Raw genomic sequence first — 24,161 nt, forward strand, 5'->3', positions numbered from 1 at the left:
ACGAAAATATCCGACTGGATATTTTCGGGTCGTGGCTCATAGGATGGCCCTGCTCCACCAGCCCGTCGATCGCGATGGAGGATGCGATGACCGACCAGAGACCCCGGGGCAGCCGCCCCACCCCGCAGGAGACCTCGACGAAGAGAGGCCCGTACGCGAAGGGACTCGCGCGGCGGCAGCAGATCATCGACGAGGTCCTGGCGGTCTACAACAGGCTGGGATTCGAGGGCACCTCGCTACGCGCCGTCGGCGAGGCCATCGGCGTCACCCACCCGGTCCTCAAACACCACTTCGGCACCCGCGAACAGCTCTTCATCGAGGTCCTGCGGGAGTACGACAGGCGGTTCCTCGACGCCCCCGCCCAGGGCGAGGGCACCTTCGTCGACCTGATCCACCAGTCGACCGAGCACAGCATGCGGGTGCCGGGGCTGATGGCCCTGCTCAACAGCATGGTGGCCCATGCGCTGGAGGCCGGAAACGACCGATCACGAGCACACTTCTCGCAGCGGTACGCCGACCTCAGGAAGAACATCGTGGCACTCCTCGCGGAAGGTCGGGCGGCCGGAAGCGTACGGTCCGACATCCCCCTGGAGGAGGCGGCCTCGCTCGTCCTCGCGGCGGCCGACGGCCTGAGCACCCAGTGGCTCCTCGACGGCAGCGCCGACATCAAGAGCGGCCTGTTGCTGCTCCAACGGCTCCTCGAACCGCCACACCCCCAGCCGGATCACCCCGAGGTGTGGTGAGGGTTCGCCACGCCGGACCGGCGCACGACCGCTTGCGTCTCAAGCTGCTTGAGATCGCATAGTGGGGCCGTGGACATGAACGAGTTGTACGCCATCGGGGACGTCGCCCGGCGAACCGGCCTGAGCGTCAGCGCCGTCCGGTACTACGCGGACGCCGGTGTCGTCACACCCGCCGCCAGCACCCCGGCCGGTCACCGCCTGTACGACGTGTCGGCCATCTCCCGCCTGGAACTGGTCCGGACGCTGCGGGAACTCGACGCCGGCCTGGACGAGATCCGACGGGTGCTGGCCGGTGAGGCGACGCTGCGTGAGCTGGCCACCACCCACCTGGCCCTGCTGGCCCGGCAGGAGGCCCGGCTGCGCAGCCGTCGCGCGGTGCTGTCGACCATCCTGCGGCAGGACTCCACCGCCGAACAGGTCACGTTGATGCACAAGCTGGTCGGTATGCCCGACGAGGAGCGCGACCGGCTCGTCGACGACTTCTGGACCGAGGTCTCCACCGGCTGGGAGCCGCCGGAGCGGATGGTCCAGTGGTGGCGGGCCGCCCGGCCGGTGCTGCCCGAGCAGCCCACGGCGAAGCAGCTGGAGGCGTGGATCGAGCTGGCCGAGCTGGTCCGGGACCCCGAGACCCGGCGGACCGTACGGCACGAGTTGCACGAGGTGTGCAACACCGGGGTCGGCCCGCTGATGACCTCGTCACCGATGCTGGACTCCCTGGAGGCGGGGATGCCGATCAGCGAGGCGGTGATGACGGCGGCCAAGGAGGGGGTGTCGCCGGACTCGCCACGCGGGCGGGAGATCGCCGACCAGTGGATGGGGTGGCTGACCACCATCTTCGCGACACCCGACAGCCCCGGCATCCCGGACACCCCCGAGTTCCGGACCGAGACGGCCGAGCACATGTCGGCCGGCGCGGAGTGGGAGCGCACCCCGGTGGAACCGGAGGGTCTGTTCGAGCGGTACATGGATCTGGTCACCACTGTGAACGACGAGCCGCCCGAGTTCTTCCCGTACGAGTGGCTGGCTGCGGCACTGCACGCCTCCGTCCCGTCGGCTCACTGACCCGCCGCCGGGCGCGTACTCACTGGTCCCGCCGTAGGGCGGGCACTTGCCGACCCCGCCGCCGACCTGCCGCGCGGACGAGCGACGCCGGTGTCACCCTCGCGTGAGGGTGACACCGGCGTCCTGTGCTGTCCGTCAGGGGGTGACCACCCGGCCGCCGAAGGTCACGACGAGTCGGCCGTCGGAGGCGAAGGACCAGCCCAACGCCCCGGTGTACGACGAGCACCGGGATCCGTTGGTACCGGACCAGAACTGGTTGGAGCTGTCGGAGTTGCCGACGATCCGGTCGTTGGAGCCGCTGTCGCACGAGGTGTTGTTCCGGAACACCGAGGATCCGCCGTCGAAGTTGAAGTTGCGCTCGGTGTTGCCGATGTTGGCGTTGTTCGACACCGTCATCGTGCCCGGGTTGCGGTTGAAGGTGAACCCGTGCTTGCCGTTGTCGTAGGCGATGTTGCCCCGGATGGTGTGGTTCACCGCGATGTCCTCGCCGCCGAGCTTGAACCCGTTGCGGTCACCGTTGCCGGCCTGGCCACCGTTGCTCAGGGTGCCGTTGGCGTAGGCGAGGGAGGACTCGACGGTCACCGCGCCGATGGCCCCGGTGTCGCTCTTGGTGTAGAGGTCGTAGCCGTCGTCGATGTTGTTGTGGGCCACCGTGTAGCGGAACACGTTGCCCGGCCCGACGGTCAGCTTCGGGGCGAACCCGTCGGCGTCCTCACCGTCGGAGTCGACGTTGTCGTGCGAGACGGTGCTGACCACGAGGTTGTTCGAGGGCCACTGGGCGCGGGGCGCGTCGGCGATCAGCCGCGAGAGCTGGAGTCCCGAGTCCCGGTTGTGGCGGGTCACCGTACGCTCGATGATGTTGTTGTTGCCGGCGAGCAGGATGCCGTTGTCCCCGGCCCGCTCGACGATGATCCCCCTGATGTGCCAGTACGATCCGCCGATCGCGAGACCCCGGTTGGCCGGATCCTCACTCTGGGCGGAGAAGTTCAGGATCGGGGTCTCCCCCGAGTACGCGAAGATGTTCTTGCGGGCGCTCGACGTGCCGCTGTTGCCCTGACCGATGGTGATGGTCTGCGAGTGACGGTAGGTCCCACCGCGCAGGAAGATCGTGCCACCGGCCTGGATGCGGGTGATCGCGGAGGTGAGCGTCGTCGGGCTCGCCAGCGTTCCGGGCGCGCTGTCGGTGCCGGTCGGTGCCACGTACAGGGTGCTGCTCGACGGGGGCGGGGTCGTCGGCGGGGGCGTGGTCGGCGGCGGGGTGGTCGGCCCGGTCGTCGGGGGCGGGGTGGTCGGCGGGGTCGTCCCGCCCGAGGCGTACGTCTCGAACTCGGCGATCCTCGGGGTGCCGGTCGCACCGGTGATCTCGAAGTTGATCTTGCGAAGCGAGGTGGCTGGGAAGTTGACGACCCCGGCCCCGGTACCGCTGGCCAGGGTGGCACCCGTGTCGTTGTTGACCAGCCGCCACGAGCCGACGGCCCCGACCGCTCCGGCCGCCTCCCGGATGTTGACCGAGGCCACGGTGGTCGCCGCACCCCACTTGATCGAGATCCGGCCGGTCGAGCCGGACGGGGACCAGTAGGTGCCCGTGTTCCCGTCGAGCACGTTGCCGTAGCTGGTGCCGCCGCCCTTGCTGGAGCCGTCGGCACCGGCCCCGAGACTGAGGTTGGTGGCGGCGGCGCTGACCGGTGCGGCGGCGGGGCCGTCAGCCGCGCCCGACGCCTGGGCCATCGGCAACGCCGCCGCCATCGCGGCTGCGGCGACCACTGCGGTACCGCCGGCCATCAGCCTGTGTCGCACGACAGTTCTCACTGTTTGACTCCTCGGGAGTGAGCACGGTGCGAGGGCACTGCCTGCACAGCCCGACACCGCAGGGTGACTACTACGTGTCCGTGTCTTCAGCCCGGCCAGAGAGCGAAACATCGATGTAACATCAGGTTAGGAAAGCGCTTGCCTGCGGCGCAAGGGTTAAAGACGTGCAGGTTTGTTGCAGAACATCCGGGAGACGGAATCGACCGGCGACGAGACACACCGACGACGGACACCGCACCCGGCCGTCGGGGTCCATCTCCTCGACCAGGTCACGGAAGGCCCGGGCGCCCCGCACCGGCCCGACCGACGACGGCTCCCGAAGGATCTTCGGATGAGAGCGCTCTCGGGCCTATCGTGCAGGCAGCCGCGCATCTCCCCGTGCGGCCGGACGACGGAACGTGGGATCCGGACATGAGCAGATCCAAGCCGACGATCGACGACGTGGCGCAGGTGGCGGGGGTCTCCCGGGCGACCGCGTCGCGGGTCATCAACGACGCGCCCGGCGCGTCCGACCCGGTACGCGCACGGGTGCACGACGCGGTGAGCAGGTTGGGCTACCGACCCAACCAGAGTGCGCGGGCACTGGCATCCGGCCGGCAACGCGCCGTCGACGTACTCGCCGTCACCTACGGCCCGGTCGAGGGCTGGCTCGGGGTGCACCCGTACTACAGCCGGGTCCTGGCCGGGATGATGTCGGTGCTGGAGGCCGCCGAGGTGCCGGTACGGCTGCACACCGTCAACGGCGACGCCACGCCGGACACGATCGACACCATCGCCGCGAACGCGACTGTCGGCGCGGTCCTGGCCACCGTCACCCCCACGATGGCCGCCCGGTTCCACCGCCGCTGTCCCCGGGCGGTGTCCCTGGTCGCCACCGCACCGTCGGTGCCCGCGATCGAGGCCGACAACACCGCCGGGGCGTACCGGGCCGTCGCGCACCTGCACGCGCTGGGCCGCCGCCGGATCGCCGCGATCCACGGCCCCGCCACCAACCCCTGCGCGATCGACAGGCACACCGGCTACCGGCGTGCCGTCGACAACCTCGGCCTGCCGAACATCGGTGCCCACGGGGACTTCCTCCGTGCCGGTGGCCACCGGGCCGCGCTGCGCCTGCTCGACGAGCATCCGGACATCGACGCGATCTTCGTCGCCTGCGACCTGATGGCCGCCGGTGCGGTCCAGGCGATCACCTCGACCGGCCGCCGGATACCGCACGACATCCAGGTCGTCGGTTTCGACGACAGCATCGCCGCGGTCTGCGCGAACCCGCCCCTGAGCACGATGCGCCTGCCCGTGGAGGAGATGGCCGCGACCGCGACCCGGCTCCTGCTCACCGGCGACGTCCCCAGCGGCCATCGGCAACGGTTCACCGTCGAGCTCGTCGAGCGGGACAGCACCGGCCGACTCGCGACCTGACAGCCCGCCGGTCGGCCGGGGCAGCCGCCCACGACCGACGCTCGACGTGCCGCCGTCCGCCCTTCCCGCCGGAGGGCGGTCGAGAAGCAGAGCCCAGACGATCTCGGAGACCACCGTGTCCCTGCCCACCACCACCGTGCCGACCCGGGACACCCGTGCAGCCCGCGCCGCCGTGGCCGTGCTGTTCCTGACCAACGGGGCCGTCTTCTTCAACATCGTGCCCCGGTATCCGCAGATCAAGGACGACCTCGGCCTGGACAACGCGCTCTTCGGCACCGCCCTGGTCGCCTACCCGGCCGGGGCGCTGCTCGCCGGTCTGCTGGCCGGCGCGGCCGTACGCCGACTCGGCTCGGCCCGGGTGGCGTCGTTCGGCATCGTGGTGACCACGGTCGCCACGCTGGCCGTACCCGTCGCTCCGCACTGGACCGCCCTCGCCGCCGCGCTGTTCGTCGTCGGCTCCCTCGACGCGGTCGTCGACGTCGCGCAGAACGCACACGGCCTCCGCGTCCAACGCCGGTACGGCCGCTCCATCGTCAACTCCCTGCACGGGGTGTGGAGTGTCGGTGCCGTCCTCGGCGGCCTGATGGGTTCCGCCGCCGCCGGTCTGCGCATCCCGCTCGTCATCCACCTGGCCGCCTCGGCAGTCCTGTTCAGTGCTGTCGCCCTGCTCGCCCACCGGTTCCTCCTGCCAGGTGACGACAACGCCGAACGACGCCCCGACGCCGGTGCCCCCTCCGACGCGGCAGTGCCGAACCGCCGATGGCGTTCGTTCTCGGCGGTCACCGTCCGAATGCTCGCCGCGCTGGGCGTCCTCGCCGCCTGCGGTGCCGTCGTGGAGGACGCCGGTGCCTCGTGGGGCGCGATATATCTCAACGACGAGCTGAACGCCGGCGCCGCCACCGCCGGCCTCGCCGTCGTCTCCCTCCAGGTGGCCATGACGGTCGGCCGCCTCACCGGCGACCGTGTCGTGGACCGCTACGGCCAACGCACCGTCGCCCGGGCGGGTGGAGCCCTCGTCACCGCCGGGATGGGCACCGCCCTGGCCGTGCAGTCCGTCCCGGCCACCCTCATCGGTTTCGCCCTGGCCGGACTCGGCGTCGCCACCCTCGTCCCCGCCGCCATGCACACCGCCGACGAGCTACCCGGCCTGCCGCCCGGTACCGGCCTCACCATCGTCAGCTGGCTGCTACGCGGGGGGTTCCTGCTCTCCGCGCCCACTGTCGGGATCATCGCCGACCTCACCAGCCTCCGGGTCGGCCTGCTCACCGTCGTCCTCGCCGGCGGTCTCGTCCTGGTCCTCGCTCGCGTGCTCGCGAACCGACCGGCCACGCCCACCACCCGGCACACCTGAGTTCCCACAGCAGACCGGTCCGCGATCGCGCAGGTCCGGCCGAATTGCGACACGACAGCCGTCCATGTGCCGCACGTCACACAGAAGCTGTTTGCAACCTTTTCCCCGGCTGCCACCGTTCCATCTCCGTCGAAGGAGGCAGGCGATCTTGAATGCCGAGGAAGAGGAAGGTTTCCGGCAGTTCGTCGCGGCCCAACTGGGACCGTTACGCAAACTGGCGTACCTGACTTGCGGTAACTGGCACACGGCGGAAGACGCGGTGTCCACTGCCCTGGCCAAGCTCTACCCGCGCTGGCGCAAGCTCGACCGTCCCGACCTGTACGCCAAGACGATGGTGTACCGGGCCGCTGTCGACGAGGTCCGCCGACCGTGGCGTCGGGAACGTTCCGCCGGTGACGAGATGCCGGACGTCGCCCTGCGCGACCCGGCGGCCGCCACCGACGAACGGATCCGGGTTCAGGTCGCCCTGCGTGCCGTACCCCGCAAGCAGCGGGCCGCCCTGATCCTGCGCTACTACCTCGGGATGACCCTGGAGGAGAGCGCGGCGGTGATGGGGGTCTCCGTCGGCACCGCCAAGAGCCAGACCTCGCGAGGGCTCGCGCGCCTTCGTGAGCTGCTGGCCACCGAGAGAATCGACCTACGGGTCGCGGATACCGAGGAGTTGTCCCGTGCGGTTGCATGAGGTGGTGGATCTGGCGACGTCGAACGCGCCGCCGGACCGGAACACTGTCGACGAGATCGTCGGCAAGGGCCGCAGGGCGCAGCGTCGGCGGCGGGCCGGTTTCGCCAGTGCGGGCGCGGCGCTCGCCGTGGTCGCGGTGAGCGCTGCCGTCTCCCTCCCGTCCGTCTTCGGGGGTACGGGTCAGAGCACCGTCATCGAGGCGGGGGCCGCCCCGTCGGCTGTCACCCAGGACGCCGGAGCGGCCACCTGGGAGTTCCCGGCCGACCCGTTCCAGTTCACGTTCGGCGCCTTCGAGGTCGACCGCTGGAAGGTGGCGGCGCCTACCGTGGCGTCGACGTCGTACCAGATCGCACCGGTCTACCTGGACGGCCGGACCACCAACGACAGGGCGGTCACCGACGAGGAGGAAGCGGAGATCGCCCGCGGCGGTGACCGGCGCAAGGGCGGACCGGGCTACACGCCGAAGCCGACGATCTACGCGTACCTGGTGCTGTACCGGCCGGGCGCGTTCGACCCCGCCGGTCTGACCGGGGCCACCAGGCTGACCGTCGACGGCAAGGAGGCGTACCAGGTCAGCGGCGATGCCCACGGCGGCACCCGTCGGACGCTCGCCTGGTCGTACGACTCGGACGCGTGGGCGGTCCTGTCGACGAACTCGAACTCCACCGAGGACCCGTCCGACGCGGACCTCCAGAAGATCGTCCCGGGCCTCAAGCCCGTCAAGGCGGCCCCGGCCAAGCTGCCGTTCACCCTCGACTACGTGCCGGCCGGCTACCAGCCCGTCGAGATCGGCTCGCACAGCATGTCGGGCCTGAACGGCATCGCTGCCGCCCGCGACGGCGACCACGGTGGCGCGATCTTCGCGAACCCGGCACCGGCCACCACCGGCCTGGTCGAGCCGTACGGCGGCGTCGACGGGGCGAGCCTTCCCGGCAGCTTCCAGATCTTCGTGGTGCCGTCGAAGAACTCGAACCAGACGACCGGCGACACGACGATCAAGTGCGGCAACGGCTTCTGCACCCACCGCAGCAAGGACGGCAAGACCAGCATCCAGGTGGCGAGCGAGGGACGCCTCTCCGACGCCGAGATGACCAAGATCCTCAAGGGCCTGAAGCTGAGGAACGTGAAGAACGACTCCACCTGGGCGGACGCGGCCACCGCGCTCGTCAAGTGACAGTCGCCTGACGTGGCGGCCGGGCTCCTCGGGGCCCGGTCGCCACTGTTTCCCCCCGGCCGCCACTGTTGTTCCCTCGGGCCGCACGGCCCGGCCGCGACTGTCCTTCCCCCGGGCCGGCCGTGGCAGTGGGGGCTGGTCAGTCGACCCGGCGGGGGCCGCGCATCACGTAGGCGGCCGCCCCGGTGACAGCGAAGACCCCGGCGGTCGTCATCGCCGCCACGCTGTCCGACGGTTGGCCCGCCCAGGTGACCAGGTACAACGCGAACGGCTCCGGCACCGCGGGGACACCGGCGGACACGCAGCCCGTCACGACCGGCAGGGTCCAGGCCAGTCGCCGGCCGAACAGCGTCGCGGCCAGGGCGGCGAGCCCGGTGAAACCCGCCGCGTCACGCAGGACGACACCGACCGGGGCCGTCGTCACGACTGTCACCACGGTGCCGGCGACCACCGTCATCGCGACCAGGTGCAGCGCGCGGCGAGGCGTCCAGCGGATCGCCGCCGTCGCGTCCAGGGTGGTGTCCGGCCCGCCGAGGCCGTTGCCGAGCACCGCCACGCCCAGCGCCAGGGCGAGGGCGGCGGCCGTGACGGCGTGCCTCGGGTCGTCCTGCGCGGCACCGAACCAGGCGAGCAGGGCCATGGTCGGCACCGCGCAGAGCAGCCCTCGCGGCACCTCACGGGAGCGCAGGAACAGGAGCAGGGGCGTCACCGGTCGGCTCCGATGCCGAGGGCGGCAGCCTGGTCACCGCAGGTCAGCCCGGCGGTGCGGACCGCTGCGACCCGGCGTACCTGCTCGTCGGCCGGCAGCGCGGTGAACGTCTCCCACATCCCGTCGCGGACGGCCTGCTCGTCCCCGAAGAGGGTCTGGCCGGGCACCGGGTGGCTGCCGTAGAGCCAGGCGGCCGCCACGGACCGGGCGCGCAGCACGTCGAGGTACGCGTCGTCGTCGGCCCGGACGCACAGTGGGGTACCGGCCCCGGCCAGGATGCGGGCGGTCACGTCGGCGGGATCGCGGGTCGGCCCGAGGTTGCCGCTGTCCACCCACGCCTCGGTCGCCGGCTGTGCCCGACCGGAGTCCGGCACCACCTCGTGCACCGAGACCGGCGGGTCCGGCAGCTTCGCGAGCAGGCGCAGCGCGTCCCGGGCCGGTGCGACGAGAGCGGGTAGCTGACGGCTGTGGGCTGCTGTGACACAGACCCGGGGACCGTCGTCGGTGGTGCAGACCTCGGCCACCGCAGCCGGGTCGACAGGGAAGGCCCGCTCCAGGGGTACGGTCAGCATCGGAGCGGCGAGCACCAGCCCGAGTGCCGGCGGGACCACGGCGAGCAGTCGTACCAGCGGGTTCGTCGCGAGGTAGAGCACCAGTCCTCCGGCGGCCAACCCGCCGAACCACCAGGCCTGGCCCGCGCTGACGGACCCGGCGACCATCTCGAACTCGGAGATCGTGTTGGTGAAGAAGGGCAGCAGGAGGGCCGCCCCGGGGTCCGTGACCTCGCTGGGCCTGGTCGCCTCGATCGCCGCGAGAAGTGCGGCGAGGCTGCCGACTCCCGCGACGGCAGGGGTGTACGGGTGCGGGAGCAGCCTGCCCACGCCGAGGCCGAGCCAGCCCGCAGCGACCAGTGTCAGTACGCCGACGAGCGTCACCACCGGCCAACCGCTGCCCGGATGGCCGGCGGCGACAGCGACCTTCGGTGCCCCGGCGGCCAGCACGACCAGGTACCCACCGGCGAGGCACGCCGCAGTGACCACGGCGGACGGCTGCATCCGCCGCCACCGGGGAGCCGGTGTGGTGCCGAGCAACTCCTCGATCCGGTTGCGCCGGTCCCGGCCGGCCTGCCAGGCACCGCCGGCCAGCGCCAGCGGCCAGAGGATCACCAGCATGATGCGCTGGAAGACGGCGAGCAGGTTCCACTGCTGGTCCCACAGGTCGGTCTGCCCGGTGAGCGCGAGGACGTAGAGCCCCGCCACGCCGATCGCGGCCGTCGCCGCCCCTGTGAGGAGTGCGCCGCAACGGCGCAGTTCGATCCGGAGGATGCGGGTCACGACGCCACCCCCGGTCCGGCCCGGTGCCGCGTGATCAGCGCCGAGTAGCCACGCTCGATGGGGCTGTCCCCGGCGTCGTCGGGACCACCGGCTGCCGCGATGGCGTCCGGCGTCCCGTGGAACACGATCCGGCCGGCGTCGGCCAGCACGACGCTCGAACACGCCGCCGCCACGTCCTCGACCAGGTGGGTCGACACCACGACGCAGGAGCGTTCGCCGAGGTCACGCAGCATCGCCCGGAAGTCGAGCCGCTGCTGCGGGTCGAGGCCCACAGTCGGCTCGTCGAGCAGCAGCAGCTCCGGCTCGTTGACGATCGCCTGTGCGATGCCGGCCCGCCGCAGCATGCCACCGGAGAGGGCCTTCATCGGTGAGTCCGCCCGGTCGACCAGACCCACCCGCTCGATCGCGTTCCGTACGGCACGGCGGCGTTCACCGGCGGGCACGTCCTTGGTCCACGCCATGTACTCGACGAACTCGGACACCGTGAACCTCGGGTAGTAGCCGAACTCCTGGGGCAGGTAGCCGAGGGCCCGGCGTACCGCACGCAGGTCGGGCCGCCCGTCCATCGGCTGCCCGAGCAACCGGAGCCGACCGTCGTGGGGGCGCAGGACCGTCGCCAGGGCTCGGATCAGGGTGGTCTTGCCGGCGCCGTTCGGGCCGAGCAGTCCATGGACGCCGGTGCCCAGATCCAGGTCCACGCCGTCGACCGCCAGGTATCGGCCTGTTCTCACTCGCAGACCTTCAGCCTGCACCGTCGTCGCCACGATCTTCTCCGCTCGTCGATTTCGTAGGGCTTCGATCGTGCGGCGGCGCGACGGTGATCCACCTCGGCCGAGTTGCCGAGCGGAACCGAGGGGGTTCGGCCGAAAGAACTACACCGACCACGTGTCGGTGTCGTACCGTGGCCTTCCGTGCTGATCATCTTTCCGGGACCCCGGTGGCAGCGGGTGATGGTGGGCCTGCTCGCCGTCGTGGCGGCGGCCCTCGTCGTCGTCGAGGGGTCGGACGGCCCCACCCTTCCCGCCAAGCTCGCCATGATCGTCAGCGGGCTCCTCGCGGTCGCCGTGTTGCTGCTGGCCGAGGCCCGCCCGGTCGCGGTCGCCGTGGCCGCGTCCGTCTCCCTCGCGGTCTCGGCCGCCTTCGGGCTCGTACCGGCGCTGCGTCCGGAGCACACCTTCGGCATCGTGGAGTTCGCAGTGCTCTCGGTGGCGGTGATCCGCCTGGTCATGCAACACCCGATCCGGTACGCGGCGGCTCCGGCCGCCCTGACCGTCCTGGCGATCGGGCTGCTGCCGACCCGGGTGCTGTTCCATCCGGTGAACGCGCCGACGATGGCGCAGGACGGCAGCCTGGTGGCCGCCGTACTGACCGCCTGGGTGCTGTTCCTGGCACTGCTCGGCCTCTACCTGCGCCTGCTGGAACGCCGTCGGGCCGACCTGGACCGGCTGGCCCGGCAGGCGGAACGCATGGACCACGCCCGCGACCTGCACGACTACGTCGCCCACCACGTGACAGCCATCGTCGCGCAGACCCGCGCCATCCGGTTCGTCACCGGCGCGGGTACCGCCCCGTCGCCCGAGGATCTGGACACCCTGCTGGCCGGCGTCGAAAAGGCCGGCGGCCAGGCCCTCACCTCGATGCGTAAACTCGTCGGCATCCTGCGCGACGAGACACCAGCGACCGCGACCGTCCACGCCGACCTCGACGAGATGCTGACCGAGGTCGTCGGCACCCTGACGCCCGGACACCCCACACCGACGGTCTCGGTCGACGAGGCGCTGTCCGACCGGCCGTGGCCCCCGGCCAGCCTCGACGCCGCGCACCACACGGTGCTGGAGGCGCTGACCAACGTGCTGCGCCACAGCAGCGGGACCGCCCGGATCGACATCCGCCTCCGGATCCACCCCGACCGGCCGGACCTCGCCGAGGTGTCGGTCCGCAACGACGGAAGAGCCACCGAGTCGCCCCTGCCGGCCGGCGGCTTCGGCCTGACCGGGCTCAGCGAGCGGGTACGCGCCGCAGGAGGCGAACTCTCGGCCGGGCCTGTCGAATCAGGGTGGCAGGTCACCGCGGCCCTGCCGATCACCGACCGTTCCCCGACCGGTGGATGGCGGTCGGCGCTACGCCGGTCGGGGAACGGTCGGACGGCGCTACGTCGGACGGCGCCACGTCGGTCGGCGACCGGAGCGGAAGTCGAGGAGAGCCGATGACGATCCGGATCCTGCTCGCCGACGACCAGGACATGATCCGTACGGCCTTCCGCATGATCCTCGGCACCCAGCCGGACATCCAGGTGGTGGCCGAGGCGGCGGACGGCGAGGCCGCCGTCGACCAGGCCCGTCGACTCCGCCCCGACGTGTGCCTGCTCGACATCCGGATGCCGAAACTCGACGGCCTCGAAGCGACCCGGCTCCTGGCCGGCCCGGCCGTCCGGAACCCGCTCAACGTCCTCATCGTCACCACCTTCGACCTCGACGAGTACGTGTACCGGGCGCTGCGCAACGGGGCCTGCGGATTCCTCCTCAAGGACACCTCACCCAACCTGCTGGTGGAGGCGGTACGCGCAGCCGCCGAGGGAACCTCCCTGATCTCGCCGGCGGTGACCGTACGCCTGCTCTCCCACCTCGCCCCCCGCCGCGACGCCGAACAGGAGACGGTGGAGTCGCCCCCCACGGAGCCGCTCACCGAACGCGAACTCGCAGTGGTCCGGCTGGTGGCGCACGGGCACACCAACGACGAGATCGCCGGACGGCTCTACGTGACGCTGTCGACGGTCAAGACGCATCTGGCCAACGTGCAGCGCAAACTCGCCGCCCGTAACCGCGTGGAGATCGCGGCCTGGGCATGGCGCAACGACGTCTGCTCCCCGACCTGACCGATCGGGAGTTCCACCCCTGAAGTCGTGTCGTCGATCGACGGCACATGTGCGGGCGGGTAGGTCCCGGACCGCACCGTGGGCCACGCGCGAGGACGCGCCGCTGTGGTGCGCGAACTCGCCGACCGCATCGGAACGCTCCGCCCCCCGGTTGAATGTGGTGTCGACGGGGACCGATCTGGTCCATGATGGACACCGGACGCGAGCGACCGACGTCGACGTCGAGATGCGCGGCGCGGGGTGCGGAGGTGCTGGGGTGCGTAGTTCGTGGTGCGGGGTGCGCGGTCCGGCGTGCGTGGTGCGGACAGTGGTTGCCGACTCGGGGGTGCGATGACCTATCGGTTCGTGACGGAGCGACTCGACTACTCCGACCTGGCCGGCGGGGCGGTGCTGCGTTCGGCACCGGGCCATCCGGGGTTTCCCGTCCGCCTCGCCTCGGAGGTGTTCCTCCGCGCATGGCACGCCCTGGGACGACCCCGGTCTCTGACCGTGTGGGACCCCTGCTGCGGCAGCGGGTACCTGCTGACCGTGCTGGGCCTGCTCCATCGGGACAGGATCGCGGGACTCGTCGCCTCGGACATCGCCGACGGCCCGCTCCGGCTCGCACGAGCCAACCTCGCCCTCCTGACCGCCGAGGGCATGAGGAAGCGGCGGGCCGAGCTGGAGGACATGGCCCGCCGGTTCGGCCGACCCTCCTACGCCCAATCCGCCGAAGCCGCACGGCGCCTGCAGGAACTGCTGTCCCGGAGCGGCGCAGACCTCCCCCATGTCGTCGGACAGGCCGACGCCCTCGACCGACAGCAGGTGACCGACCTGTTGACCGACATGTCGCCGCCGGATCTCGTGTTGACCGACATCCCGTACGGCGAACAGACCTCATGGCTGGGTCCGCACCAGGAGGACAGCATCCCCGGACTGCTGGGAACGCTCGCGTCGGCGCTTCCCCCCGACACCCTGATCGCGTTGACGACCCGAGGTCGCCGCGTCGGGCTGCCAGAAGGTGTCCAGACCACGGCCCGGTTCAAGATCGGAACGCGGGCGACAGCACTCGTTCGGCTGAAGGACCTTCGACCCGCGGTGGCCGGCACCCTCGAACGGTGACACCACTCGACCTTGAGGGCCTCGGGAGCGGCCCGGTCACGATGCCGACCTGTTCCCAGCCGTCCCTGGGCAGCCGGCGCAGGGCCGCTCCACCGGAGTCGCCGGGGCCGTGGCTTTTCTGGTCCACCGACTTCGCGCAGATCGTCGACCTCGGATACTCGGGGTGCTCGTCCCACCAGGGATCGTCGAAGCACTGCTCGTCCGGCAGGAACGGCAGCTCCACCTTGTCGAGGAAGCGTTCCTGGGGGCCGCCTGCCTTCTTCGTGCCCCAGCCGGTGACGGTCATCGACTGCAGCTGCCGGGACACGGTGGCGAGCCGCAGGATGAGTGCTGTCACTGGTCAACTGCTACGACGGTATCTGCCGGGGGCGATTCCGTACTGGCGTTTGAAGGCATTGGCGAAGGCGAACTCGGAGGTGTAGCCGACTCTTCCCGCGATGGCGCTCACCGACGTGTCGGATTGGCGGAGAAGTCGGGCGGCGGTGGTCATCCGCCACCACGTCAGATAGGTCAGTGGTGGTTGCCCGAGAAGAGTGGCGAAACGGCGAGCGAACGGCGCTCGGGACAGGCCCGCTTCAGCGGCGAGCGTCGCAACGGTCCACGGCCGCGCCGGATCGCGGTGGATGGCCTGCAGGGCGGCCGTGGTGACCGGATCGTTGAGCGCCGCCGCCCAGCCGGTGGCTGCGGTCTCCGGTGTGGGGTTCCGGTCGAGCCAGGCACGCAGGATGTGCATCAGCAGGATGTCGAGCAACGCCGGAACGACGGCGTCGGTGCCGAGACGGCGATGTTCCAGTTCGGTGGCGAGCAGACTGACAGTGGCGCGTAGTTCGGGGTGTCGCCCGAGGTGCGCGGGAAGATGGATGAGCTCGGGCAGATCGTTGAGCAGCGGATGGGCACGGGCCGGATCAAGTCGATAGGCACCGCACAGGATGACCGTGGCGGGAACGCCGGTGTCGGCGGAGGCGCCGACGACGTCGGTGGCGTAACGCTGGAGCTGCGGGTCGTCCGGGTCGCAGGCCGGCGCGCCAGGTGGGGTCGATGGGCTGTCGGCCAGCAGGTGCCCGCGACCGTGCGGCCGGAACACGATGTCCCCGGCCGCGAGTGGCACCGGGCCGGTGTCGGGAGCGATGAGCCAGCACGGTCCCTCCAGGACTATCTGGAAGCCGGCGGAGCCGGGTACGGACACGAACTGCTGCGCCCACGGGGCATGCCAGGCGACCCGCGCGGAGCGCGGCTGACCGATGCGCAAGACCGTGATCACGTCACTGAGTACGTCCATACGGTCCGAGTATCACCGTGGAGACGCACAAGAATGAATCGAGGACTACTGAGCATGGTCCGTCTTCGGGTACCGCCATAAGTTCGAATCGTGAGAGCTATGCGAATCCACCAGTACGGTGATGCCTCGGTCATCCGCGAGGAAGACGTGCCGCGCCCGGTACCGGGCCGTGGTGACGTGCTGATCCAGGTCGCCGCGACCTCGTTCAATCCGTCCGACATCGGGCTGCGCCGCGGGCTGCTGCGCTCCGTCTCCCCGCTGGATCTGCCGTACACCCTCGGCGGGGACGTCGCCGGCACGATCGTCGAGGTCGGCGACGGCGTGCACACACTCGCCGTCGGTGACCGGGTCATCGGCCGGCTCGACACCGGTGGCGCCGCGGCCGAGTACGTCACTGCCGCAGCCGACACCGTAGTGGCGGCGCCCACCGCCATTCCGCTTCCGCACGCCGCCGCCATCCCCATCGCCGGTGTCACCGCCTGGCAGGCGGTGTTCGAGCACGCGGGTGTCACGTCCGGGCAGCGGGTCCTGGTCAACGGCGCGGGCGGTGGCGTCGGCGGGTTCGCGGTCCAGCTCGCCAAGCATGCCGGGGCCCACGTCGTCGCAACGGCTGGCCCACGCAGCACCGAGGCGGTCCGCCACCTCGGAGCCGACCGGATCATCGATTACACGGCCGAACCCCTCGCTGACGCGCTCGACGGCCCGGTCGATGTGATCCTCAACTTCGTCGTGGTCAGTGCGCAGCAGGCTGCGACGCTGACATCGCTGGTGCGGTCAGGTGGCGTCGTCGTCTCCGCCACCGTTGCGCTGGGGGTGCCCGCCGGGTCGCCGGTGACGGCAATACGCTTTGTGGCCCGCAACGACACCGGCGACCTCGCCGCCCTGGTCGAGCTCGTCGACGCCGCCGCCGTTCGAGTCGACATCGCCGCGTCGCGTCCACTCGCGGACCTGGCCGCGGTGCACCGCGACGCCGAGTCCGACCGCATCCGCGGCAAGACGATCCTTGTTCCGTGAAGTACGCGGCTCAGCGGCAGCCGAGGCCTCGCAGGGCTGGGTCAGGTGTCGGGGGCCGCCACCCGGTTCTCAGAGCACCAGGTGTCACGTGGTGGAAGAGCACGGCACATGCCAGGAACTGATCAAGGCCGCGACCCGGCGTTACACCGGGTCACGGCCTTGATTCTGATGTGCGCCCGAAGGGACTCGAACCCCTAACCTTCTGATCCGTAGTCAGATGCTCTATCCATTGAGCTACGGGCGCTCGCTGCTCGGCCAGTTTACACACCGGCTTTCGCGCGGAGACTCCGGGATTCGAACCCGGGAGGGGCTTTAAGACCCCAACCGCATTAGCAGTGCGGCGCCATAGACCAGACTAGGCGAAGTCTCCTCGGTGGCCTGCAGACCACCGGGCCTGAGGATACAGGCCCCCACCCACCCGGAGCAAAACGACTATCCCACCCCGTCGCCCCGGGTTCGGCCGACACCGGTCGCCGGGAGCGCCACGACCGGTGGAACGGCCTGATCAAGGCTACTCTGCACGGGTATGGAGGAGCAGCCGCCGAGCGTCCCGCCCCGCCGTCCGACCCGTCGCCCCCGTGCGGAGGCGTCCGGGAGCCGCCCGCCGGAGCCCGACCCGGTCCCGCCGCCGCGCGAGGGGGAATCCGAGCATGTCGAGCCGCCACGGGCGTCGACCCGGCGGGTGAAGAGCGCTCCGAAGGTGCTTTTCCAGCCTCCTGAGACTGTCGACACACCTGTGGTGCCCCGACGCCGACCGGCGCCTCGGGCGGCGGCGTCCGATGCCGCCCTCGACCACGGGGAGCCGGCCACCGCGAAGGCTCCGAAGCCGGCCAAGACGACCGCCAAGGCCACGAAGGCGCCCGCCGCGACGCCGACAAAGGCTACGAAAGCAGCACCAAAGGTCACGAAGGCAGCGGCGAAGACCACGAAAGCAGCGGCGAAGACCACCAAGTCAGCGGCAGAGGCCACCAAGGCACCTGCGCGGACCGCTGGTGCCGGGGTGCCGGTCGTCACCCCGCCCGCCCCGGAGACGGTCCAGGGCCGTCCGGTCGAGGTCGAGGACCGGGGAGAGACGCCGGGTGGGCGTACCGGTGGAGGGGGTTTCCGGGAGGTCGCCGCGACGGTGCTCGACAGGCCGGAGTACGCCCCGGAGCTGCTCGCCCTGGCGGCGGTCGAGGTGCTGGGGCCGCGCGCCGGGACCTGGGCGGACGGTCTGCGGGCCCGGTATCCGGAGGCTGACGCGGCGGGTCTGGCGCGGCTGGCCGTACGACGGTTCGGTCGGCGGGCGGGAGTGGGTGGTGCGGCGGCGACGGCGACCGGCCTGATCGCACCGGTGGTGGAGTCGGCGGCGGTGCTCTGGGCGCAGGCGGAGCTGGTCCTGCACCTGGCGGCGGCGTACGGCCGGGATCCCGGGCACCCGGACCGGGCGGTCGAGCTGCTGGTCTCGACCGGGATCCACCCGGACCCGGTCGCCGCACGGACGGCACTGGAGGCCGCTGCGGAGGCGACGGGGGAGGAGAGCGGGGTGTCCGGGACGGGGGTCGTCGCCTGGTCGCCGGTGGTGGCGTCGGTGTGGCGGCTGGTGGAGCCGCTGGTCGGCGGTGGTCGGCTACCGGTCCGCCTCGCGGCACGCCTCCTGCCGGGGGCGTCGGCGCTTGCGGCGGCAGCCGGAGGGTACGCCGCGACGGACCGGGTGGCCGCCCGCGCTCTCGCCCAGTACCGACCGGCTGGTCAGAGCCAGTCGAACCACTCCCGGGGGAGCAGGGCGTAGCCGACGAAGGCCACGATGTCGATGAGGGTGTGCGCGACGACCAGTGGCATCACCCGCCGGGTACGCATGAAGAAGTAGGTGAACACCACCCCCATCACCACGTTGCCGACGAAGGCCCCGAAACCCTGGTAGAGGTGGTAGGAACCGCGCAGGACAGCGCTGGTGGCGATGATCGTCCAGAACCGCCACCGGAGCTGCCGCAGCCGGGTGACCAGGTAGCCGACCACGATCACCTCTTCCAGGACCGCGTTCTTCACTGCGGCGAGGATCAGCACCGGGACCGCCCACCAGTAGTCCCGCAGCGCCGCCGGGACCAGTGTGGCGTTGAGGCCGAGCTGCGCGGCCGCCCAGAACAGCACCAGTCCGGGGAGGCCGATCAGCGCCGCCAGCCCGGCCCCCCGGACCAGGTCCGATCCGGGTCGGCGGGCGTCCAGGCCGAGGGTCCGCAGGGCGTCGCCGGGGTCCCGGTTCACCAGGTGCACGGCGAACAGGACCGGCAGCAGCGCGAACGCGATCCCGAGCAGTTGGTACGTCAGGTCCAGGTAGGGCCGGGGTGACGCGGTGGTGTTCAGGGCTGCGGTCTGCTGGGACAGCCCTCCCTCGGCGGTCAGCTTGGCGATGATGGAGACCACCGCGTAGACGGCCGACTGGCCGAGGGTGAGCCCGAGGATCAGCACGGTCTCGGTGCCGAGGGTCCGGCGGGACAGCTGGCGGGTGAGGTCGACCGTCACCGCACCACTGTGCCGTACGACGTGGTCTGCGGTGCCGTCCGGGGCCGACGACCAGGTCGGGAGGGCGGGACGGGATCACTCTGTGAGCCGGTCGCACATTCTGTGCGACCCACGCACACGCTCCGTACGCATCCTTGGTGAGCCCGAACGCCGGTCACCCGAGGGAGCGTGCCAGTGGAGCACTTCGCGCGGCTGCTGAAGGAGAGTTGGATCCTGGTCGAGCCCGACCGGGACCGCCTGAGTGGTTACTTCTACGCTCGGCTCTTCCTCCTCGACCCCGAACTGCGCAAGCTGTTCCCGGCGGAGATGTCCGGGCAGGGTGACCGGCTCCTGGACGCGGTGATCACCGCCAGTCAGACCGTCGACGATCCGGAGTCCTTCGACGAGTACCTGCGCGCACTCGGTCGGGACCACCGCAAGTACCACGTCGACGCGGCGCACTACGCGACGATGGGCGTCGCCCTGCTCGACGCTCTGCGGACCACCGCCGGGGACGACTGGAACCTGGAGTTCGACCAGGCCTGGCGGGACGCGTACGCGGCGATCTCGGCGAAGATGACGGCCGGGGCGGAGGGGGACCCGAATCCGCCGTTCTGGCACGCCGAGGTGTTGACCCACGAGCGGATCGGCCCGGACACGGCCGTCCTGACCTGCCGGGCGTTGCAGTTCCCGCTGCCCTGGAAGGCGGGCCAGTACGTCAGTGTCGAGGTGCCCCGGCATCTGCCCCGGGTGTGGCGGACGTACTCGGTGGCGAACGCGCCGAACGAGGAGAACGTCCTGGAGTTCCACGTGCGTACGCCGACCGGGGCGGGCTGGGTGTCGGGGGCGTTGGTCCGCCGGACCAAGCCGGGTGACCTGCTCCGGATCGCCGCCCCGATGGGTTCGATGACAGTGGACGGCGCGTCCACGCGGGACATCGTGGCGGTGGCCGGCGGGGTCGGGGTGGCACCGGTGAAGGCGCTGGTCGAGGAGTTGGCAGCGCACAACCGGACCCGCTGGGTGCACGTCTTCTACGGCGCTCGCCGCCCCGAGGATCTCTACGCCCTACCGGGGTTGCAGAAGCTGGTCGCCGAGCATCAGTGGTTGTCGGTGACCCCGGCGTGCAGCGAGGGGACCGACTTCGACGGTGAGCAGGGGTTGGTCTCGGACGTGCTGTCCCGGTTCGGGCCGTGGACCGACCACGACTGTTACGTCTCCGGTTCGGCCCGGATGGTCCGGGCCACCCTGCGGGCGCTCGCGGAGGACGAGGTCCCGCCGGCCCACATCAGGTACGACACGTTCGGGAACCTGTAGCTGTTCTTTCCTCCCCCCGTGCCGGGTCGCGTGCCCCTGCCCCCTGGGGCACGCGACCCGGCCCCCGTCCCGCCTGTCGGCACGCGACCCGGCTCGGTGTCGCCTGTCGGCACGCGACCTGGGCCGCGCCTGGTTCAGGGGTCAGTACCGCCAGGGTTGGCCGGTCTCCCGGTACTCCTCGACCGGGACCAGGGGCACCCCGGGGGTCATCCGGTCGACGTAGAGCCGCCCTTCCAGGTGGTCGACCTCGTGCGCCACCAGGCGGGCCATGCCGAACTCGAACGAGGTGATGATCCGGCTCCCGTCCCAGCGGGAGTGTTCGACGTCGAGCCGCAGCGGCCGGGGCACCAGTCCCCGGTGGTCGAAGAAGGAGAGGCAGCCTTCGTACTGTTCGTCGGTGTCGGGGGCGGCGTCGACGACCCGGGGGTTGAGCAGGACGACCGGGTCGGCGGTGCGGTCCGGGGGGCGGACCACGGCCGCCGCCCAGTCGATGCCGAGCTGCGGGGCCGCGATGCCGACCCCCTTGCGGAACGGGTGCAGTTCGTCGAGCCGGGCCAGGGCGGTGTTCAGCCGGTCGACGATCTCCCGGGCGGCGGACTCCTGTCGGGGCAGGTCGAACTGGTGGCTGGGCTGTCGTAGCAGGTCGGCGCCGCGTTGGACGATGCCGAACTCCCGCATCCGGTCGCTGGCGCGTACCCGGGTGGGGGTGTCGGGGTGCTCCGACTCGGTGCCGGGCTGGGCCCGGAACCGCCACTGCATCCGGTAGCGCGCGTTGAGCGGCGGGTCCTCGGTCTTCCAGTCGAAGACCGCCCGCCCGTCGACGTTCTGTCGGGCGACGGGGGTACGCAGTGGTCCCTCCTCGGAGGAGAGCGACGTCTCCGCCCCCCACACCTGCGGGTCGAGGTCGGCGGGGAGGTCCAGGCGGACGGCCAGGTGCCGGGTGGGCAGGCGTACGGCCCGCTGGAACCAGGTGCCCCACTTGTCCCGGCCCACCCGGTACGAGTACTCGATGGTGGCCCGGTGACCCGGGTAGAGCGGGAAACGCCTGTCGGCGTTCTCGAAGAGCAGCCAGATCTCCTTGAAGGCGTCCCTGTCGTGTTTGGCCCGCCAGTGCATCGGCTCCTGTTCGCCGGCGTCGTCGCGCAGGGCGTTCAGTTGCAGTTCGGCGAAGGTGAGGGGGTGTTCCCGGTGGTGCAGGTTGGAGCGGCCCGGATCGTTGGGGTAGCGGTCGACGGCGACCCGGGCGAGGTAGCGGGTGACCGGTTCGGTTCCGGCGTTGTACAGCTCCCGCCGGATGACGCAGTGGTAGTCGTCACCGGTGTGGGTGAGGGTGGCGTGTTCGCGTTCGACGATGAGGCCGGTCCCGGGTGGCATCCACTGGCCGGGTTGGGGCGGTTCCCGGTGGGCGGGGAGGGACCGGGCGTGTCGGAGGTCGTCGTACTCGCGGTATCGCTGCCAGATGGCGCCGCTGGCTTCGAGGACGGCCTCGGCCCGGCGGGCGAAGTCCTCGGTCGGCCGGTGTCGGCGTCCCTCGACGTGGCTGACGTACGACGGGTCGAACCCCATCATGGTGGCGAGCTGTTTCTTGGACAGCCCCCGCCCGGTGCGGTGTCGGGCGAGCTCGGCCGCGAAGGAGTCGGCGGCCCGGTCGAGCGGGGATGTCGTCATCAGCTTCCTCAGGGCTGGGTAGTACAAGTCTCACGTTCGGTGTCCGTCGACCGAAGAAAGTGACGTCTTCTCGACTTTTGCCTTGACATCCCCCGGTTACCTCGATCGTGAGCACCGACTCTCGGCAAACCCTTCCGCTCGTTCGACAGGTTGGTTAGGCTTGCCTTAGCTGAGACGGCCAAACGGTGACGAAAGGGGTGATTCCAGTGACGTCGGTACTGCCGAAGCCGGGGGCGGACCACCTACAACTCACCGTCGGCGAGGCGCTGACCCCGGTCACCGCCACCCTGCGCGCCATGTTCGGCACCGACGACCTGCCCGGGCTCACCCCCGGCCTGCTGGTGACCGACGAGTTCGGCTGGGAACCGGCCACCACCCTGATCGACGGGACCCACCTGCCACGGGTGCTGGCCGAGGCGGCCCGCCGCTGGGGCGGCACCCCGCACGCCTGCGCCGCGCTGGCGTGGAAGTCGTACAGCTACTACGCGGCGCTGCCCGCGATCCTCGGCTGGGCCGCCGCCCGGCGGGTCCCGCTGCTCGACCCGGCCGACGTGCTGATCACCTTCGCCGACCCCCGCCCACTGGTCACGCTGGGCCTGCGCGCCTCGATCCCCGTCGCGGTGCTGCCCACCGACCCGCTGGCCGGGCTCCCCGGGACCCGGGTGGTCGCCGACGAGTCCGAACTCCTGGCCGTCCTGCGCTCCACCCTCCTGGACGCCCACTTCCACCCGATGATCACCGCCTTCCAGCGGGAGGCCCGGGTCGGCACCCGTACCCTGCTCGGATCGGTCGCCTCCAGCGCGGCCCACGCGCTGCTCCAGGCCGCCGACGCGCTACCCGGACCCACGACCCGCAGCGTCGACACCCTGCTGGACGCCCTCGACCTGGCCGACCTCGTCGAGGTGGTGCCCGACGCCTCCGGCCGGCCCACCGTGCAACGCCGCACCTGCTGCCTGGCGTTCACCCTGCCGAGGCCGAAGGTCTGCCAGGGTTGCTGCGTCCGCTCCTGACCGCCGCTCCTCATCGCCGGTGCGAGATAGAACACCTGGTCAACCCCGGTCACCCCCGTTCCCGAAAGCGGCATTTCATCCTATTTAATGAGTAGTCATGACAATTCATAGGGTAGTTAGCGCTCCGGGCGCCGTGCGGGGTTCGAGGCACTGGCGTAATATGTGCGGGGTTCGCTGACCGCCGATCTCGCGCCGCCCCCCGACCCACGATTCGGCCATCCTGGTCCCCCGGTTCCGGCACGTTCTGGGCGGGTGATTCACTCTGTCGGTTCAGGCGCGGGTCTAGTCATACCGTGAGGAATCGACGACGATGGCAGATATCACTGGGGATCAGCGCATCCAGTCAGAGGTGCTCGAAGGCTTGGCCACAGCGGTCAACCACCGCAGATGGTTCGTCGAGCTGGCCCTGCCGTACCTGGGCGACGATCCCATCGAGATCGGCAGTGGCCTCGGCGACTACGCCCTGGAGTGGGCGCCGCACGTCCCCCGGTTCACGGCCACCGAGGCCGACCCCGACCGGCTGGTCTCCCTGAAGGACCGGCTCGCCGACCACCCCAACATCGAGGTACGGCAGATGCTGCTGCCGCACTCCGAGGACGGCGGATACAGCGCCGCGGTGTCGTACAACGTCCTGGAGCACATCGAGGACCACGTCGGCGCACTGAGCAGCATGAAGGACCTGGTCCGACCCGGCGGGGCCGTGATCATCATCGTTCCGGCGTTCATGTTCGCGATGAGCCCGGCCGACGTCGCCACCGGACACGTCCGGCGCTACACCAAGAAGACCCTGGGCGCGGCGATGACCCAGGCGGGCCTGCGGGTCGAGCGGATCCACTACGCCAACGCCCTCGGCCTGATCGGCTACTTCATGGCCACCAAGGTCTTCCGGCTGATGCCGAAGGAGGGCCCGATGGTGAAGGTCTACGACACCCTGGTCCTGCCCGCCACCAAGGGCGCCGAACAGGTCGTCCGCCCCCCGTTCGGCCAGTCCGTCTTCGCGGTGGCCCGCGTCCCCGGCTGAGCGCGCCTCTTCGCTCGACCCACCACACCGACCACCCCGCCTGTCGCCCGCGCCCACGCTCCCGTGGGCCGCGCACAGGTTGTGGTGGCCTCGACCATTCGGCGCAGGCCACCACAAC

Annotated in this window: 22 protein-coding genes and 2 tRNA genes; 14 read left to right on the forward strand and 10 right to left on the reverse strand. The window is 70.9% G+C overall.

Annotated features, from left to right (window positions below):
- Nucleotides 1–86 precede the first annotated feature (86 nt).
- Together WHN02_RS03910 and WHN02_RS03915 are read left to right on the forward strand one after the other, a co-directional pair.
- Complete coding sequence (locus WHN02_RS03910; RefSeq protein WP_434742092.1) at nucleotides 87–743, forward strand: TetR/AcrR family transcriptional regulator; 657 nt, start codon at nucleotides 87–89, stop codon at nucleotides 741–743.
- A 69-nt stretch (nucleotides 744–812) separates the two neighbouring features.
- A complete protein-coding gene (locus tag WHN02_RS03915; RefSeq protein WP_434742093.1) occupies nucleotides 813–1,805 on the forward strand; it encodes a MerR family transcriptional regulator in 993 nt (330 codons plus the stop codon).
- Between the two features lie 135 nt (nucleotides 1,806–1,940).
- On the opposite strand, the gene WHN02_RS03920 is transcribed toward WHN02_RS03915, so the two are convergent.
- Nucleotides 1,941–3,614 carry a cellulose-binding protein gene (locus tag WHN02_RS03920; RefSeq protein WP_434742094.1) on the reverse strand — a complete coding sequence of 558 codons (1,674 nt, stop codon included), beginning with the start codon at nucleotides 3,612–3,614 and terminating at the stop codon, nucleotides 1,941–1,943.
- 411 nt (nucleotides 3,615–4,025) lie between these two features.
- On the opposite strand from WHN02_RS03920, the gene WHN02_RS03925 reads away from it, so the two are divergent.
- The 4 genes from WHN02_RS03925 to WHN02_RS03940 all read left to right on the forward strand — a co-directional run bounded on the left by WHN02_RS03925 (nucleotide 4,026) and on the right by WHN02_RS03940 (nucleotide 8,237).
- Nucleotides 4,026–5,030 (forward strand): LacI family DNA-binding transcriptional regulator, encoded by a 1,005-nt coding sequence (locus WHN02_RS03925; RefSeq protein ID WP_434742095.1) that lies wholly within the window; start codon nucleotides 4,026–4,028, stop codon nucleotides 5,028–5,030.
- A gap of 115 nt (nucleotides 5,031–5,145) precedes the next feature.
- Entirely contained in the window at nucleotides 5,146–6,381 is a 1,236-nt protein-coding gene (locus WHN02_RS03930; protein WP_434742096.1) for an MFS transporter, read from the forward strand.
- A gap of 148 nt (nucleotides 6,382–6,529) precedes the next feature.
- The gene (locus tag WHN02_RS03935; RefSeq protein ID WP_434742097.1) at nucleotides 6,530–7,063 is read left to right on the forward strand and encodes a SigE family RNA polymerase sigma factor; all 534 of its coding nucleotides are present in this window, start codon (nucleotides 6,530–6,532) and stop codon (nucleotides 7,061–7,063) included.
- Nucleotides 7,050–8,237, forward strand: a complete 1,188-nt coding sequence (locus WHN02_RS03940) for a hypothetical protein (protein ID WP_434742098.1) — start codon at nucleotides 7,050–7,052, stop codon at nucleotides 8,235–8,237. The genes WHN02_RS03935 and WHN02_RS03940 overlap by 14 nt, the downstream gene beginning before the upstream one ends.
- A 139-nt stretch (nucleotides 8,238–8,376) precedes the next feature.
- Here WHN02_RS03940 and WHN02_RS03945 read toward each other — a convergent pair whose 3' ends face one another.
- From WHN02_RS03945 to WHN02_RS03955, 3 genes are read right to left on the reverse strand one after another with little or no spacing between them, the layout of a single operon-like run.
- A complete protein-coding gene (locus WHN02_RS03945) occupies nucleotides 8,377–8,946 on the reverse strand; it encodes a hypothetical protein (RefSeq protein WP_434742099.1) in 570 nt (189 codons plus the stop codon).
- Nucleotides 8,943–10,280, reverse strand: coding sequence for a hypothetical protein (locus tag WHN02_RS03950; RefSeq protein WP_434742100.1), 1,338 nt, complete (start codon nucleotides 10,278–10,280; stop codon nucleotides 8,943–8,945). Before WHN02_RS03950 ends, WHN02_RS03945 begins: the two co-directional genes overlap by 4 nt.
- On the reverse strand, nucleotides 10,277–11,044 hold the full coding sequence (locus tag WHN02_RS03955) for an ATP-binding cassette domain-containing protein (protein ID WP_434742101.1): 768 nt from the start codon (nucleotides 11,042–11,044) through the stop codon (nucleotides 10,277–10,279). Before WHN02_RS03955 ends, WHN02_RS03950 begins: the two co-directional genes overlap by 4 nt.
- 147 nt (nucleotides 11,045–11,191) lie before the next feature.
- On the opposite strand from WHN02_RS03955, the gene WHN02_RS03960 reads away from it, so the two are divergent.
- The 3 genes from WHN02_RS03960 to WHN02_RS03970 all read left to right on the forward strand — a co-directional run bounded on the left by WHN02_RS03960 (nucleotide 11,192) and on the right by WHN02_RS03970 (nucleotide 14,256).
- Nucleotides 11,192–12,490 carry a sensor histidine kinase gene (locus tag WHN02_RS03960; RefSeq protein WP_434742102.1) on the forward strand — a complete coding sequence of 433 codons (1,299 nt, stop codon included), beginning with the start codon at nucleotides 11,192–11,194 and terminating at the stop codon, nucleotides 12,488–12,490.
- The gene (locus tag WHN02_RS03965; protein WP_434742103.1) at nucleotides 12,487–13,155 is read left to right on the forward strand and encodes a response regulator; all 669 of its coding nucleotides are present in this window, start codon (nucleotides 12,487–12,489) and stop codon (nucleotides 13,153–13,155) included. Before WHN02_RS03960 ends, WHN02_RS03965 begins: the two co-directional genes overlap by 4 nt.
- A 330-nt stretch (nucleotides 13,156–13,485) precedes the next feature.
- Nucleotides 13,486–14,256 (forward strand): rRNA methyltransferase, encoded by a 771-nt coding sequence (locus WHN02_RS03970; RefSeq protein ID WP_434742104.1) that lies wholly within the window; start codon nucleotides 13,486–13,488, stop codon nucleotides 14,254–14,256.
- Here the strand turns inward: WHN02_RS03970 and WHN02_RS03975 are convergent.
- Together WHN02_RS03975 and WHN02_RS03980 are read right to left on the reverse strand one after the other, a co-directional pair.
- Nucleotides 14,177–14,542: a trypsin-like serine protease gene (locus WHN02_RS03975; protein ID WP_434743809.1), complete on the reverse strand. Its 366-nt coding sequence runs from the start codon at nucleotides 14,540–14,542 to the stop codon at nucleotides 14,177–14,179. The two genes, WHN02_RS03970 and WHN02_RS03975, sit on opposite strands and share 80 nt — an antisense overlap.
- Before the next feature lie 54 nt (nucleotides 14,543–14,596).
- Nucleotides 14,597–15,535 (reverse strand): AraC family transcriptional regulator, encoded by a 939-nt coding sequence (locus WHN02_RS03980; protein WP_434742105.1) that lies wholly within the window; start codon nucleotides 15,533–15,535, stop codon nucleotides 14,597–14,599.
- Nucleotides 15,536–15,634: 99 nt separating this feature from the next.
- Here WHN02_RS03980 and WHN02_RS03985 point away from each other — a divergent pair, with 99 nt between their 5' ends.
- Nucleotides 15,635–16,549: an NADP-dependent oxidoreductase gene (locus tag WHN02_RS03985; protein ID WP_434742106.1), complete on the forward strand. Its 915-nt coding sequence runs from the start codon at nucleotides 15,635–15,637 to the stop codon at nucleotides 16,547–16,549.
- A 171-nt stretch (nucleotides 16,550–16,720) separates the two neighbouring features.
- On the opposite strand, the gene WHN02_RS03990 is transcribed toward WHN02_RS03985, so the two are convergent.
- Nucleotides 16,721–16,793, reverse strand: a tRNA-Arg gene (locus WHN02_RS03990).
- A gap of 35 nt (nucleotides 16,794–16,828) precedes the next feature.
- Nucleotides 16,829–16,919 (reverse strand) — tRNA-Ser (locus tag WHN02_RS03995).
- Between the two features lie 630 nt (nucleotides 16,920–17,549).
- Between WHN02_RS03995 and WHN02_RS04000 the strand changes: the two genes are divergently transcribed.
- Nucleotides 17,550–18,320, forward strand: coding sequence for a hypothetical protein (locus tag WHN02_RS04000; RefSeq protein ID WP_434742107.1), 771 nt, complete (start codon nucleotides 17,550–17,552; stop codon nucleotides 18,318–18,320).
- On the opposite strand, the gene WHN02_RS04005 is transcribed toward WHN02_RS04000, so the two are convergent.
- Complete coding sequence (locus tag WHN02_RS04005; protein WP_434742108.1) at nucleotides 18,281–19,051, reverse strand: CPBP family intramembrane glutamic endopeptidase; 771 nt, start codon at nucleotides 19,049–19,051, stop codon at nucleotides 18,281–18,283. The two genes, WHN02_RS04000 and WHN02_RS04005, sit on opposite strands and share 40 nt — an antisense overlap.
- Before the next feature lie 174 nt (nucleotides 19,052–19,225).
- On the opposite strand from WHN02_RS04005, the gene WHN02_RS04010 reads away from it, so the two are divergent.
- Entirely contained in the window at nucleotides 19,226–20,344 is a 1,119-nt protein-coding gene (locus WHN02_RS04010) for a globin domain-containing protein (RefSeq protein ID WP_434742109.1), read from the forward strand.
- A 141-nt stretch (nucleotides 20,345–20,485) separates the two neighbouring features.
- Here WHN02_RS04010 and WHN02_RS04015 read toward each other — a convergent pair whose 3' ends face one another.
- Nucleotides 20,486–22,012 carry a peptide deformylase gene (locus WHN02_RS04015; protein WP_434742110.1) on the reverse strand — a complete coding sequence of 509 codons (1,527 nt, stop codon included), beginning with the start codon at nucleotides 22,010–22,012 and terminating at the stop codon, nucleotides 20,486–20,488.
- 296 nt (nucleotides 22,013–22,308) lie between these two features.
- On the opposite strand from WHN02_RS04015, the gene WHN02_RS04020 reads away from it, so the two are divergent.
- Nucleotides 22,309–23,022: an IucA/IucC family C-terminal-domain containing protein gene (locus tag WHN02_RS04020; protein WP_434743810.1), complete on the forward strand. Its 714-nt coding sequence runs from the start codon at nucleotides 22,309–22,311 to the stop codon at nucleotides 23,020–23,022.
- 310 nt (nucleotides 23,023–23,332) lie between these two features.
- A complete protein-coding gene (locus tag WHN02_RS04025; protein ID WP_434742111.1) occupies nucleotides 23,333–24,043 on the forward strand; it encodes a class I SAM-dependent methyltransferase in 711 nt (236 codons plus the stop codon).
- Nucleotides 24,044–24,161: the final 118 nt, after the last annotated feature.

Source organism: Micromonospora sp. SH-82 (assembly GCF_051132485.1).
Lineage (GTDB): Bacteria > Actinomycetota > Actinomycetes > Mycobacteriales > Micromonosporaceae > Micromonospora.